General features: G+C 69.0%; 15 protein-coding genes and 1 tRNA gene. 11 read left to right on the top strand and 5 right to left on the bottom strand.

Annotated features, from left to right (window positions below; translation table 11 throughout):
- Window position 1: 1 nt before the first annotated feature.
- The 10 genes from NT132_RS10540 to rplA all read left to right on the top strand — a co-directional run bounded on the left by NT132_RS10540 (window position 2) and on the right by rplA (window position 7,728).
- On the top strand, window positions 2-1,555 hold the full coding sequence (locus NT132_RS10540) for an APC family permease (RefSeq protein WP_297788242.1): 1,554 nt from the start codon (window positions 2-4) through the stop codon (window positions 1,553-1,555).
- Between the two features lie 24 nt (window positions 1,556-1,579).
- Entirely contained in the window at window positions 1,580-2,944 is a 1,365-nt protein-coding gene (locus NT132_RS10535) for an NAD-dependent succinate-semialdehyde dehydrogenase (protein ID WP_297788239.1), read from the top strand.
- Between the two features lie 43 nt (window positions 2,945-2,987).
- On the top strand, window positions 2,988-3,431 hold the full coding sequence (locus tag NT132_RS10530) for a pyridoxamine 5'-phosphate oxidase family protein (RefSeq protein ID WP_297788237.1): 444 nt from the start codon (window positions 2,988-2,990) through the stop codon (window positions 3,429-3,431).
- 27 nt (window positions 3,432-3,458) lie between these two features.
- Window positions 3,459-4,364 (top strand): hypothetical protein, encoded by a 906-nt coding sequence (locus NT132_RS10525; RefSeq protein WP_297788236.1) that lies wholly within the window; start codon window positions 3,459-3,461, stop codon window positions 4,362-4,364.
- The gene (locus NT132_RS10520; RefSeq protein ID WP_297788234.1) at window positions 4,361-4,816 is read left to right on the top strand and encodes a hypothetical protein; all 456 of its coding nucleotides are present in this window, start codon (window positions 4,361-4,363) and stop codon (window positions 4,814-4,816) included. Before NT132_RS10525 ends, NT132_RS10520 begins: the two co-directional genes overlap by 4 nt.
- A gap of 141 nt (window positions 4,817-4,957) precedes the next feature.
- Window positions 4,958-5,030: transfer RNA gene (locus tag NT132_RS10515), tRNA-Trp, on the top strand.
- Between the two features lie 45 nt (window positions 5,031-5,075).
- Window positions 5,076-5,348 (top strand): preprotein translocase subunit SecE, encoded by a 273-nt coding sequence (secE, locus tag NT132_RS10510; RefSeq protein WP_297788231.1) that lies wholly within the window; start codon window positions 5,076-5,078, stop codon window positions 5,346-5,348.
- 45 nt (window positions 5,349-5,393) lie between these two features.
- Window positions 5,394-6,491 carry a transcription termination/antitermination protein NusG gene (gene nusG, locus NT132_RS10505; protein ID WP_297788223.1) on the top strand — a complete coding sequence of 366 codons (1,098 nt, stop codon included), beginning with the start codon at window positions 5,394-5,396 and terminating at the stop codon, window positions 6,489-6,491.
- A gap of 99 nt (window positions 6,492-6,590) precedes the next feature.
- A complete protein-coding gene (gene rplK / locus NT132_RS10500) occupies window positions 6,591-7,022 on the top strand; it encodes a 50S ribosomal protein L11 (RefSeq protein ID WP_297788221.1) in 432 nt (143 codons plus the stop codon).
- 13 nt (window positions 7,023-7,035) lie between these two features.
- Window positions 7,036-7,728, top strand: a complete 693-nt coding sequence (gene rplA / locus NT132_RS10495) for a 50S ribosomal protein L1 (RefSeq protein ID WP_297788215.1) — start codon at window positions 7,036-7,038, stop codon at window positions 7,726-7,728.
- A 133-nt stretch (window positions 7,729-7,861) separates the two neighbouring features.
- Here rplA and NT132_RS10490 read toward each other — a convergent pair whose 3' ends face one another.
- Together NT132_RS10490 and NT132_RS10485 are read right to left on the bottom strand one after the other, a co-directional pair.
- Window positions 7,862-8,083 carry an acylphosphatase gene (locus tag NT132_RS10490; protein ID WP_297788212.1) on the bottom strand — a complete coding sequence of 74 codons (222 nt, stop codon included), beginning with the start codon at window positions 8,081-8,083 and terminating at the stop codon, window positions 7,862-7,864.
- A gap of 40 nt (window positions 8,084-8,123) precedes the next feature.
- Window positions 8,124-8,780 carry a LysE/ArgO family amino acid transporter gene (locus tag NT132_RS10485; protein ID WP_297788205.1) on the bottom strand — a complete coding sequence of 219 codons (657 nt, stop codon included), beginning with the start codon at window positions 8,778-8,780 and terminating at the stop codon, window positions 8,124-8,126.
- Window positions 8,781-8,848: 68 nt separating this feature from the next.
- On the opposite strand from NT132_RS10485, the gene NT132_RS10480 reads away from it, so the two are divergent.
- Entirely contained in the window at window positions 8,849-9,757 is a 909-nt protein-coding gene (locus tag NT132_RS10480) for a LysR family transcriptional regulator ArgP (protein WP_297788202.1), read from the top strand.
- Here the strand turns inward: NT132_RS10480 and NT132_RS10475 are convergent.
- The 3 genes from NT132_RS10475 to NT132_RS10465 all read right to left on the bottom strand — a co-directional run bounded on the left by NT132_RS10475 (window position 9,744) and on the right by NT132_RS10465 (window position 13,081).
- Complete coding sequence (locus NT132_RS10475; protein ID WP_297788358.1) at window positions 9,744-10,700, bottom strand: NADP-dependent oxidoreductase; 957 nt, start codon at window positions 10,698-10,700, stop codon at window positions 9,744-9,746. The genes NT132_RS10480 and NT132_RS10475 overlap by 14 nt on opposite strands.
- A 174-nt stretch (window positions 10,701-10,874) precedes the next feature.
- On the bottom strand, window positions 10,875-11,393 hold the full coding sequence (locus NT132_RS10470) for a MarR family transcriptional regulator (RefSeq protein ID WP_297788200.1): 519 nt from the start codon (window positions 11,391-11,393) through the stop codon (window positions 10,875-10,877).
- Window positions 11,390-13,081 (bottom strand): MDR family MFS transporter, encoded by a 1,692-nt coding sequence (locus tag NT132_RS10465; protein ID WP_297788193.1) that lies wholly within the window; start codon window positions 13,079-13,081, stop codon window positions 11,390-11,392. The genes NT132_RS10470 and NT132_RS10465 overlap by 4 nt, the downstream gene beginning before the upstream one ends.
- Window positions 13,082-13,085: the final 4 nt, after the last annotated feature.

The raw sequence follows: 13,085 nt of genomic DNA, 5'->3' as shown, positions 1-13,085 counted from the left end.
CATGAGCGCACCCGACCAGCAGGCCGCCTCCGCCGATCCGGTGGTGACCGGCGGACTTTCGCAGAAGGGGCTGTCGGCCGGCACCGTCGGCCTCATCGGCGCCGTCGTCATCGGCATCTCCTGCATCGCTCCGGCGTACACGCTGACGGCTGCCCTCGGCCCCACGGTGTCCGAGGTCGGCGTGCAGGTGCCCGCCATCATCCTCGTCGGGTTCATCCCGATGCTGCTCGTGGCGTTCGGCTATCGCGAGCTGAACAACCGCATGCCCGACTCCGGGACCTCGTTCACCTGGGCCGCCCGCGCCTTCGGGCCGTGGGTCGGGTGGCTGGCCGGATGGGGGCTGATCGCGGCGACCATCCTGGTGCTGTCGAACCTCGCCGGCATCGCCGTCGACTTCCTCTTCCTCCTCATCGCGCAGGTCACCGGCGCCGAGGACATCGCCGGCCTCGCCGCCAATCCGTTCATCAACGTCGTGGTGTGCCTCGCGTTCATGGCGGGTGCGACGTTCGTGTCGTACCGCGACATGCAGACCACGCAGAAGCTGCAGTACGTGCTGGTCGGCTTCCAGGTCGTGGTGCTGGTGATCTTCGCCGTCGCCGCCCTCGTCCAGGCGGCGAACGGCAGCGGGTTCGACCCGACGCCGTTCGACTGGTCCTGGTTCAACCCGTTCGCGGTGTCCTCGTTCAGCGCGGTCGCCGCGGGCCTCTCGCTGTCGATCTTCATCTTCTGGGGGTGGGATGTCACCCTCACGATGAACGAGGAGACGAAGGACCCGGACAAGACGCCGGGACGCGCCGCCACCATCACCGTGGTGATCATCGTCGCGCTGTACCTGCTGCTCGCGGTCGCGCTGATCATGTTCGCGGGGGTCGGGACGGGCGAGTACGGTCTCGGCAACCCCGACATCCAGGACAACGTCTTCTTCCACCTGTCCGGGCAGATTCTCGGGCCGCTCGCCGCGCTCGTCTCGCTCGCCGTGCTGACCAGCTCCGCATCCAGCCTGCAGTCGACCTTCGTGTCGCCCGCGCGCACCCTGCTCGCGATGGGACACTACGGCGCACTGCCGAAGCGGTTCGCGGCCGTCCACCCGCGGTTCTTCACCCCCGGGTTCGCGACGCTCGTGTCGGCGCTCGTCGCGTCGGCGTTCTACGCCGTGATGCGCTTCCTCAGCGAGAACGTGCTCTGGGACACCATCACGGCGCTCGGCATGATGATCTGCTTCTACTACGGGCTGACCGCGTTCGCCTGTGTCTGGTACTTCCGCAAGCAGTGGTTCGACTCGGCGCGGAACGTGTTCTTCACCTTCCTGTTCCCGCTCGTCGGCGGCGCGGTGCTAGCGGTGCTGTTCGTCACCACCCTGATCGACTCGATGGACCCCGACTACGGCAGCGGATCGAACGTCTTCGGCGTCGGCCTCGTCTTCGTGCTGGGCGTCACCGTGATCCTGGTGGGCGTCGTGGTGATGATCTGGCAGTCGATCGTGCGCCCCGACTTCTTCCGCGGCAAGACCCTGTCCCTCGACGCGCCGCCCAGCCGGCGCCATCGGGCACACTGAGACCACTCACACGAAGGAGCACGCATGAGCGAATACGCGGTCGTGAACCCCGCCACCGGTCAGACGGAGGCGACGTACCCGAGCCACACCGACGCCGAACTCGAACAGCGCATCGCCGCGGCGGATGCGGCCTTCCGGACGTGGCGGTCCCTTCCGGTGAGCGAGCGCGCGGCGGGACTGCGCCGGGTCGCCGAGCTCCACCGCGAACGCAAGGACGAGCTGGCGGCGATCATCGTGCGCGAGATGGGCAAGCCCCTCTCGCACGCCGAGGGGGAGGTCGATTTCGCCGCGGACATCACCGAGTTCTACGCCGACCAGGCGGAGAAGATCACCGCCGATCAGCCGGTCGACATCCTCGGCGAGGGCACCGCGGTCGTCCGCAAAGCCCCGCTCGGCGTGCTGCTGGGCATCATGCCGTGGAACTTCCCGTACTACCAGGTCGCCCGGTTCGCTGCCCCGAACCTCATCCTCGGGAACACGATCCTGCTCAAGCACGCCCCGCAGTGCCCGGAGTCGGCCGCCGCCATCGAGCAGATGTACCGGGATGCCGGCCTCCCCGAGGGTGCCTACCTCGACCTGCGCATCAGCAACGAGCAGGCAGCGGCCGTCATCGCCGACCCGCGCGTGCAGGGCGTCTCGGTGACGGGATCCGAGCGTGCCGGCGCCGCGGTGGCCGAGACCGCCGGGCGCAACCTCAAGAAGGTCGCACTGGAGCTCGGTGGCTCCGACCCGTTCATCGTGCTGTCCACCCCGGACCTCGACGCGACCGTGGCTGCGGCCGTCGAGGCACGGCTGGACAACAACGGACAGTCCTGCAATGCGCCCAAGCGCTTCATCGTCGTCGACGACCTCTACGACGCGTTCCTGGAGAAGTTCACCGCCGCGATGACCGGGCAGGTCATGGGTGACCCGTTCGCGGCCGACACCACCCTCGGCCCGCTGTCGTCGGTCGCCGCCGCCGAGCGGCTGGCGGAGCAGGTCGAAACGGCCATCTCGCAGGGAGCCCGTCTCGTCGCCGGCGGCGACCGTGACGGGGCGTTCTTCCCGCCCACCGTGCTCACCGATGTGACCCCGGAGATGGACGTGTACCGGCAGGAGCTGTTCGGCCCCGCCGCGGTGGTCTACCGCGTCTCGGGTGAGGACGAGGCTGTCGCGCTCGCCAACGACACGACCTACGGGCTGGGATCGTACGTGTACACCACCGATCCGGAGCAGGCCGATCGGGTCGCCGACCGGATCGATGCCGGCATGGTTTACATCAACTGCGTGCTCGCGGACTCGCCCGAACTTCCCTTCGGCGGCGTGAAGCGTTCCGGTACGTCTCGCGAGATGGGGCTGCTCGGCGCCGACGAGTTCGTGAACAAGAAACTGGTGCGTACCGCGCCGTAGGGTCGCGCTGGTGCGGGTGCACGTCCCGGAGGAGGATGGGGCTATGAGCGAGTACGGAACGGCATCCGACGCGGTCGAGCGGATGGACGACGCGCAGTGTTGGGAACGGCTGGCCACCCAGGAACTCGGACGCCTCGTGATCCGCGTGGGGGAGGTGCTCGACATCTTCCCGGTGAACTACGTCATCGATGACGGCGGGCTGGTCTTCCGCACCGCCGAGGGGAGCAAGCTGTTCGGGCTGACGGTCAACGACGAGGTGCTCTTCGAAGTCGACGATCACACCGACGACGCGGCGTGGAGCGTGATCGTTCGCGGCACCGCCCACCGTCTGGAGAGCTCGGCGGACGTCGCCGCTGCAGACGCCCTGCCGTTGCGGCCGTGGATCCCGACGGTGAAGTTCAGCTACGTCCGCATCGTTCCCACCTCGCTTTCGGGACGCGCCTTCCACCGCGGACCGGAACCGGACTGGTCTACCCACAGCGCCTGAGACCGTCGCACCGCTATCCTCGGCGTGATGAGCGACGAGGTTCCGGAGACACAGGAGGCGGTGTCTGACGCGCCTCCTGCCGAGTGGGCGGATCCGCCGGCCCGACGCCGTCGACGGCGGTGGCCCTGGTTCCTCGCCCTGGCGATCGTGCTCGTGCTGGCCGCGGTCGCGGGGGGTGTGTGGCTCCTCCACGAGGCTCGCCTCCGCGCCGACGCCGAACGCGCCCTCACGTCGTCGCAGCAGGAGCTGATCGCCACGACGGTCGAGGCGCAAGCCGAGACTGACGCGCAGATCGCGGCGCAGCGGGAGGCGTACCGGACCGACCTCGCCGGCTGGCAGGCCGACCAGGCGGGGGCGCAGGAGTGGGTGCAGTCCAACGACGCGCCCGCGCCCTCCCGCGCGAATCCAGGCGGCACCCGCATCCCGGGCGACGACCCGGATGGGCAGGGGTTCCTGGACTCGATCGGCGCCACCGACGTCCAGGTGTTCTTCGACGCGGGCGGGGAGAACTGCGGCTACAGCAACGGGGGCGACGATCCCTTCAGCTACAGCGCTGGCGGATGCTACGACACCCGCTTCCGCAACTGGCTGTTCCTGGCGTGGGAACCGGGTGGCGAGCGGCTCGTGTGGCCGATCTTCGTCCACGAGGCGATGCACTGGTACCAGTACGCGAACTACTACGCGCTGTTCCTCTCGGCAGAGCGCGGCGGCATCGGGCACGACTCCTACGTCGGCGTGGTGGAGAGCGATGCCAGCTGCCGTGCGGTGGCGGTCTACGGCATCGACCGGGACGACTACGCGGACTCCTCCTCGCCCTGCGACGTCGACGGCTGGTACGAGGGATGGCTGCGAGACCAGCTCGCCGCGCTCGGGGTGCGGGTGAGTGAACCGGTCGCCGCGGACTATGAGGTCCGCGAGGTGATCCGGCCGTGACCCGCACCCTGCCCCGCCTGACCGCGCTCGCCGGATGCGGTGCGCTCGTTTTCGCACTCGCGGCGTGCGCGGGACCCGACCCCGAGGTGGTCACGAAGAGTGCGGAGGCGCTCTTCACCGAACTCGTCGATGCCACCGGGGAGCTGGACGCGCAGACCCTCCGTACCCTCGAGGTCGCCCCGCCGGCAGAGGTCGCCTGTCCCGACCGGGACGAGGCGCTCCAGCGCGCCTATGTCGCGACCGGAACCCTCGCCATCGAGGCGGAGGAGAGCGACGTCGCCGACGTATTCGACACGGTCGGCGACCGGCTGGATGCGGAGCGATGGGACGCCATCGGCACCGACCGGGACCTCACCCAGCGAGCGTGGGCGGACGACGACGGGATCGTCGTCTCGGTCACTGCGGCGGGCTCGATCGTCACGGTCGCCGTGTTCACGCCGTGCCTGGCGTGACCGGCCGCATTCGCGACCGGTCTGCCCATGCCGTACACTGAATCATGCAGTTGAAGTCTGCATTCTTTCGCCGTGCCCGCGTCTGGGCGTCCCCCAACAAGGATCACGGCTGGAGTGCGGGCTCGAGGTCTCCGGACCTCTAGGGCGGTAGCTCAATTGGCAGAGCAGCGGTCTCCAAAACCGCAGGTTGCAGGTTCGATTCCTGTCCGCCCTGCGCGTCAGCGCATGCTGACACACGGTAAGCGATTCAGGTGGGTTCATGGTCCAGGACGCCTCGAAGGGCGAAGTCGTCGCGTCCAGCGGCGGCACGCGGGAGAAGAAGCCGAACTTCTTCGCACGCATCGTCGTCTTCATCCGTCAGGTTTTCGCCGAACTCCGCAAGGTCGTCACACCGACCCGCAAGGAGCTGCTGAAGTTCACGGCGGTCGTACTCGGCTTCGTCGTCGTGATGATGGCCGTGGTCTACGGCCTCGACACACTGTTCGTCTGGTTGACGACGGTGGTCTTCGGCACCCCGGTCGGCACGGCCTGACCCCCGACGCGGCCCCCGCCGCAGTAGGAACGAGAGAGTACGCAAGTGTCTGAGAAGTATCGCGACGACATCGATTGGGCGACCGCCGCCGAGCAGTCCAGTGAGGACGACGAGGCGCAGGAAGGCAGCATCCTCGCTGTCCAGGAGCGCGCGTCGGAGTCTGCGGAGCACCTCGCTGTGCACGTCGAGGACGACGACGAGAACGACGACATCGAAGGCAGTGAGGACATCGACATCGACGACCCGGAGGCCGACGCCATCGTGAACGACGCACTCGAGATCGACCAGGCTGCGGAAGCCGAAGCCGCCGCGGAGGTGCTCACCGACGCCCTCGCCGAGGATGAGGCCGAGCGCGAGGCGGAGGCGGCCGACGAGGTCACCCCCTACGACGGCCCCGACGTGAACGGTGAGCCTGACGCTCCCGTGCTCGACGCCGAGTTCGTCGACGAGGTCGCTACCGCGGCCGATGTCGTCGAGTCGGTTGAGGACGACGAGTCCGCCGAGGACGACGAGGACGCCGACGTCGACCCGTACGAGGCGTTCCGCACCGAACTTCGCGCTCTGCCCGGCAAGTGGTACGTCATCCACTCCTATGCCGGCTTCGAGCGCAAGGTGAAGGCCAACATCGAGCAGCGCAAGTCCACGCTCGAGGTCGAAGAGGACATCTACCAGGTCGAGGTCCCCATGGAGGACGTCGTCGAGATCAAGAACGGCCAGCGCAAGATGGTTACGCGCGTCCGGATCCCCGGCTACGTGCTCGTTCGCATGGAACTCAACGAGGACACCTGGTCGGTCGTGCGTCACACCCCCGGTGTCACCGGGTTCGTGGGTAACGCGCACAACCCCACGCCGCTCCGTTTCGAAGAGGCCTTCAACATGCTGAAGTCTCTCGTGCAGATCACCGAGACGGCCCCCGCCAAGGGCGGCGCCGCCAAGGGCTCGCCCACCCAGGCCCGGGTCATCCCGGCCGAGGTCGACTACGAGATCGGCGAGACCATCACGATCAAGGAGGGCTCGTTCGCGGGTCTTCCCGGCAGCATCAGCGAGATCAAGCCGGAGAGCGGCAAGCTCACCGTCCTCGTGTCGCTGTTCGAACGTGAGACCCCGGTCGAGCTGTCGTTCGACCAGGTCACCAAGCTCTAACAGACTTCCCGGGTCCGCCCGGGAGAACCGCTGTCCGGAAACGCCGGACGTGCGGGAGAACCGGATGCAGCCGCATCCCGTTCGACGAAAGGAAAACACATGGCACCCAAGAAGAAGGTGACCGGCCTGATCAAGCTCCAGATCAAGGCCGGCGCTGCCAACCCGGCGCCGCCGATCGGCCCCGCGCTCGGTCAGCACGGCGTCAACATCATGGAGTTCTGCAAGGCGTACAACGCGGCGACCGAGGCCCAGCGCGGCAACGTCATCCCCGTCGAGATCACCGTCTACGAGGACCGCAGCTTAACGTTCATCCTGAAGACGCCCCCGGCAGCCGAGCTGATCAAGAAGGCGGCTGGCGTCGCCAAGGGTTCGGCGACCCCGCACACCACCAAGGTCGCGAAGCTGACCAAGGCTCAGGTGCGCGAGATCGCCGAGGCCAAGCAGCCTGACCTGAACGCGAACGACATCGAGGCCGCCTCGAAGATCATCGCCGGCACCGCCCGTTCCATGGGCATCACGGTCGAGGACTAAGGGGATAACGAACATGGCTACCAAGTCCAAGGCATACGAAGCAGCGGCCGCCAAGATCGACCGCTCCAGCTTCTACTCCACCTCTGACGCCGTCGCACTGGCGAAGGAGACCGGGTCGAAGAAGTTCGACTCCACCGTCGAGGTCGCGCTGAAGCTCGCCGTCGACCCGCGCAAGGCAGACCAGATGGTGCGCGGCACCGTCATGCTGCCGCACGGTACCGGTAAGACCGCTCGCGTCATCGTGTTCGCGACCGGCCCCGCCGCCGAAGCCGCCATCGCGGCCGGTGCGGACGAGGTCGGTGGCGGCGAGCTCATCGAGCGTGTCGCCGGCGGCTGGACCGACTTCGACGCAGCCGTCTCCACCCCGGAGCTCATGGGCCAGGTCGGTCGCCTCGGTAAGGTCCTCGGACCCCGCGGCCTCATGCCGAACCCGAAGACCGGCACCGTGACCCCCAACCCGGCCAAGGCCGTCGAGGAGATCAAGGGCGGCAAGATCGAGTTCCGCGTCGACAAGCACGCCAACGTGCACTTCATCATCGGCAAGGCCTCGTTCACGGCCGACCAGCTGCTCGAGAACATCACCGCCGCGATCGATGAGGTCGTCCGGTTGAAGCCGTCGAGCGCCAAGGGCCGTTACATCCAGAAGGGTGCGGTGTCGACCACGTTCGGCCCCGGCATCCCGCTGGACGTCAACGCGCTCGCCTGAGCTCGTCTCGCATCGAAGGGCCCCGCCGTCAGGCGGGGCCCTTCCGCGTTCCGCGCCGCCCGGGGTCACCCCGTGGCGCGAATCTCGAAGCCGGCCTCGCCGGTGGGCGCGGCATCCGCCACCTGCGTCTCGGTCACCCGAGCTCCGGGGGGGGGGGAGGGGGGGGGTCCGCTGCCGCCCAGGCGAGGACCGCCTCGACGGCGGCGGTCTCTCCCTCGAGCTCCGCCGCGACCGAGCCGTCGGCGCGGTTGCGCACCCAGCCACTCACCCCCTCGCGGTCGGCGACCCGGCGCAGCGAGTAGCGGTAGCCGACGCCCTGCACGGTGCCGCGCACCGTCACCCTCACGCGTGTCATGGCTCCATCCTGTCCCCGACGCCGGCTGCCGCGCGCCGGCTTAGTGAGGGAGCACCAGCGATATCCCGAGGGCGATCATCATGATCGCGATGGCCGCATCCAGAATGCGCCACGCCCTGGGCGTCGACAGCCAGCGGCTGAGGTAACGAGCACCGGTGGCGAGCCCGAAGAACCAGAGCACGCTTCCGAGAACGGCACCCGCCGCGAACCACCAGCGCAGGTCGCCGTGCGTGGTGGCCACGGCGCCGAGGAGGAACACCGTGTCGAGGTAGACGTGCGGGTTCAGCCAGGTCAGCGCCAGGCACGTGAGCGCGACGGCGGTGCGGCTCCGGCGTGTGCGGGTCGCCGTACCCGAGCCGTTCGCGTGGGGTGCCGTCGGCCGGTCCTCGTCGACGGTGGCCAGGGTCTGCCCCGAGGGTCGCCACGCCCGCCGTGCCGCGAGCAGCCCGTAGGACACGAGGAACACCGCACCCGCCCACCGGACCGCCTCGATGAGCCACGGCGCCGCGGCCAGCAACGCCCCCAACCCCGAGACTCCGACCACGATGAGGATCGCATCGGATGCGGCGCAGATCGCCGCCACCAGCACGACGGACTCCCGCCGCAGGCCCTGGCGCAGCACGAACAGGTTCTGCGCGCCGATGGCGACGATGAGCGAGAGGCCGAGTCCGAGGCCGGCGAGGAGAGAGGCGAGCACCCTTCGACCGTAGGGCTCCAGACAGATTCAGCCCAGTTCAGGATTCTGCATCCACCTAAGCTGTCCTTATGTCGATGCTTCCCGCCGACCTCGCACGGACTCTCGCCGCCGTAGTGGACGAGGGTACGTTGGAGGCGGCCGCGCGCCGGCTGCACGTGACCCCCTCCGCCGTCAGCCAGCGCATCCGGCAGCTCGAGCAACGCGTGGGGCAGGTGCTGCTGGTGCGCAGTAAACCTGCCCGCGTCACCCCGGCGGGTTCGCTCATCGTCCGGCTCGCCCGGCAGACGGCGCTGCTGGAGCAGGACACGCTCACGGCGCTCGGCGGTGCGGTCGGGGCGGAGGAGCGCATCAGCATCCCGATCGCGGTGAACGCGGATTCGCTCAGCACCTGGTTCCTCGGCGGCCTGGCTCCGCTCTCGCGGGATCTGCCGGTGGTCTTCGACCTGCACCGGGACGACCAGGACTTCACCGCGGAGCTCCTGGAGAGTGGCACCGTCATGGCCGCCGTCACCTCGCGCGCGGAACCGGTTGCCGGCTGCCGGGTGCGTCCGCTCGGGGTGATGGTCTACCGCGCGGTCGCCACTCCGGACTACGTGGCGCGGTTCCTCGCGCCAGCGCCGGAGAAGGATCCGGATGCGGACGCGCTCGTGGCCGCGCCGCTCGTCGATTTCGACCGCAAGGACGACCTGCAGTCACGCTGGCTGCGCGATCGGGGCGTCGATCCCGCGAGGCCACCGCGGCACTATGTGCCGGCCTCGCACGACTTCGCCCAGGCCGTCTCGCTCGGCCTCGGCTGGGGGATGCTGCCCGACCTGCAGGCGCGCGAGGCGCTCGAGGAGGGCGCGCTCGTGCCGATCGGGGGAATGTCCATCCGGGTGCCGCTCTACTGGCAGCAGTGGAACCTGCGCTCGGAGACCCTGGATGCGGTCGCCGACGCCATCGCCGCGCGAGCGGCGGTGGCGCTCAGTCCTCGCTGATCTGCAGCACCGTCTTGCCGCGGGTGCGGCCCTGTTCGAGTGCCGCGTGGGCGGCGCCGGCGTCATCCAGCGGGAACACCTCGTGGATGAAGACCTGAATCGACCGCGAGTCGAGCAGGCGCGCGAGAGTCGCCAGCACGTCGCCGTCCGGGATCACCCGGTAGGACGTGGCTCGCACACCCGCCGTCGCCGCCGCATCGAGGAACCCCGGCCAGGAGCCGGTCGGCACGTTGATGTAGAGGCCGCCGGGGCGGATGACCTGCATGGATCGCGTTCCGGTGTCATCGCCCTGGGCGTTGCCGACGAGATCGATGACGACGTCGACGTCCCGGAGGATCTCCTCGAAGCGTTCCGACGTGTGGTCGATGACCTGCGCGGCACCGAGCTCGTGCAACCACGCGGCGTTGTTCGCGGAGGAGGTGGCGATCACGTGCGCACCGAAGTAGGCCGCGAGCTGCACGGCGAAATGGCCGACGCCTCCCGCGCCGGCGTGGATCAGCAACCGCTGGCCCTCATGCGCATGGGCGGTCTCGACCACCAGTCCCCACGCCGTGAGGGCGGCGAGTGGCACACCGGCGGCCTCGACGTGGGAGAGCGCGGCGGGCTTGCGCGTCACCGACTGCGACGGCACGACGACGTACTCCGCGTACGAGCCCCCTGAGCGGGGGAACGGCACCATGCCGTAGACCTCGGTTCCCACCGGCAGCGGGTGCGCCTCGTAGGGGGTGCGGACGACCACGCCGCTGAAATCGAACCCCAGCACGGCCGGAAGGGTGAGGTGCGCGGACACCCCGGCGCCGGCGCGGGTCTTCGCATCGATCGGGTTGACGCCCGCGGCGACCACGCGCACGAGCAGTTCACCCAGCACGGGATGCGGCACGTCGACCTCGGCGCTGTGCAGCACCTCGGGCGCGCCAGTGCGGTCGATGAGCGCCGCCCGCATCCGGTCCGGCACGGGGGGTGCCGCCTCGGACGGGGCGAGGGGTGAGGATGCGGTGCGCAGTGGACGAGATCGCATCGGAGACTCCTTCCACGTGCGTGTCGACGATGGCAACGCGTGCCGGGGGATGCAGACCCCAGTCAAGCGCGCCATTGTCTCGACGGTGTTACGTCGCCACTACGAGGCGGAGTCGGGTGCCTCCGGCCAGGCATCGGTGGAATCCGGATGCGGGACCGCGCCGTCCGCCAGCGCGTGCACGAGCGTGGTGAGCCGGTCGATGGACGCCAGCGGCCAGTCGCCGAGGGCCGACATGAGCATCTCTTTGTAGGGCTCGCGGGCGGCGGTGAGCCGTTCCGTGCCGAACGGCGTCGTCTCGATGAGGCGCGCGCGTCCGTCCTCCGGATCAGGGGTGCGAGCCACCATGCCGAGCGCCTCGAGCTCCGACACCTGGCGACTGACGAGGCCCTTGTCTGCCGGGATCTTCTCGGCCAGGCATGACTGGGTGATCGGTCCCAGCCGGTCGATCCAGGTGAGGGTCTTGAAGGTCGCCGGCAGCATCCCGGGGCTGGCGGTCGCGGCAGTCTGCGCGTACACGCGCCGGAACTCGCCCATCAGGTGCGCGAACGCCTCTTCGAGGTCGCCGACCGCCCGGCGACGAGTGTCGTCGCCGGGGCGGTCCGCCGGAGCCTCGGTCATCGCGTCTCGGACTCGCTGCTTCCGCGGGCCGCATCCGACGCCGAGGGCAGCCGGATGCTGCCGGTCCCGGCGAGCGCTTCCATGGCCTCGGGCACGGAGACTGTCGCGAGGTCGGCCTCGCTGGCGGAGATCCGCTCGGATGTCGTCATGGTGGTCAGTGGCTTGTTGGGCAGGAACACGATGGCGAGCAGGCTCAGCACCGCGACCGGCACGCCGATGAGGAACGCGTGGGAGATGCCGTTGGCGTAGATGTCCTCAATGATGACACGCAGGGAGTCGGGCATGGTGGACACGGTCGGCAGCGACCCGGAGGCGAGCGCCTCGGCCCATTTCGGGCCGTTCTCGCCCAGCCCCGCGATCGCGGCCATGATGTCGTCGGAGCGCTCGCCCATGAGGTCGGTCACACGCGTGGCGAGCGCGGCACCCATGACGGCCACGCCGATCGTGCCGCCGAGGCTCCGGAAGAACGTGACCCCGGAGCTGGCGACGCCGACCTCGGTGGGCTTGGCGGTGTTCTGCACGACGAGCACCAGGTTCTGCATGGTCATGCCGACGCCGGCGCCGAGCAGGAACATGTAGAGCGACACGAGGGCGAAGTTGGTGTCGTAGTGGATGGTCGACAGCAGGTACGAGCCGGCGATGAGCAGGACGGCGCCGAAGATGAGGAACGGCTTCCAGCGACCCCACCGGGTGATGAGGGCACCGACCACGATCGAGCACACCAGCAGGCCCGCGATCATCGGGATGGTCATGAGGCCGGCTTCGGTGGGCGTGGCGCCACGGGCGAGCTGCATGTACTGACCCAGGTACACCGAGGCGCCGAACATCGCGATGCCGGTGGAGATGGAGGCGATCACCGACAGCGTGAAGGTGGGGTTGCGGAAGAGGGTCAACGGGATGAGCGGCTCCTTGGAGCGCAGCTCCACCACGATGAACAGCGCGGTCGCGACGATGGCGCCGCCGACCATCCACATGGTCTCGGTGCTCCACCAGTCGAACGAGTCGCCGGCGAGGGTCACCCAGATGAGCAGCAGCGAGACTGCCGCGGCCAGCAGCACGATACCGACGTAGTCGATCGAGGTCTTCTTCTTCGCGCGCGGGATGATCTTCAGCGTCCGCTGCACGATGATCAGCGCGGCGACGGCGAAGGGGAGCGCGACGTAGAAGTTCCAGCGCCAGCCCCACGCGTCGGTGATGAGGCCACCGAGCAGCGGACCGCCGACGGTGGAGACCGCCATGACGGCACCGAACAGGCCCATGTAGCGGCCACGCTCACGCGGGCTGATGATGTCGGCCATCAGCACCTGGCTGAGGGCGGCGAGGCCACCGGCACCGAGACCCTGCACGGCGCGGCAGGCGATCAGCATCGTCGGGTCCTGTGAGAACCCGGCGATCGCGGTCGCGACGACGAAGATGACGATCGCGAGCTGGAACAGCACCTTGCGGTTGAACAGGTCGGCGAGCTTGCCCCAGATCGGGGTCGAGATCGCCGTCGTCAGTAGGGTCGCCGTGACGACCCAGGTGAAGGCGCTCTGGTCGCCGTCGAGGTCGTGGATGATGACGGGCAGCGACGTGGACACCACGGTCGAGGCCAGCATCGACACGAACATGCCGAGCAGGAGGCCGGAGAGGGCCTCCAGCACTCGGCGCTGGGACATCGCCGGCGGCGCGGCGGGAACTGAAGACATGCAG

Source organism: Microbacterium sp. (assembly GCF_026393345.1).
GTDB lineage: Bacteria > Actinomycetota > Actinomycetes > Actinomycetales > Microbacteriaceae > Microbacterium.
Note: the sequence above shows the minus strand (reverse complement) of the source record. Positions and strands in the feature narration are given on the sequence as shown.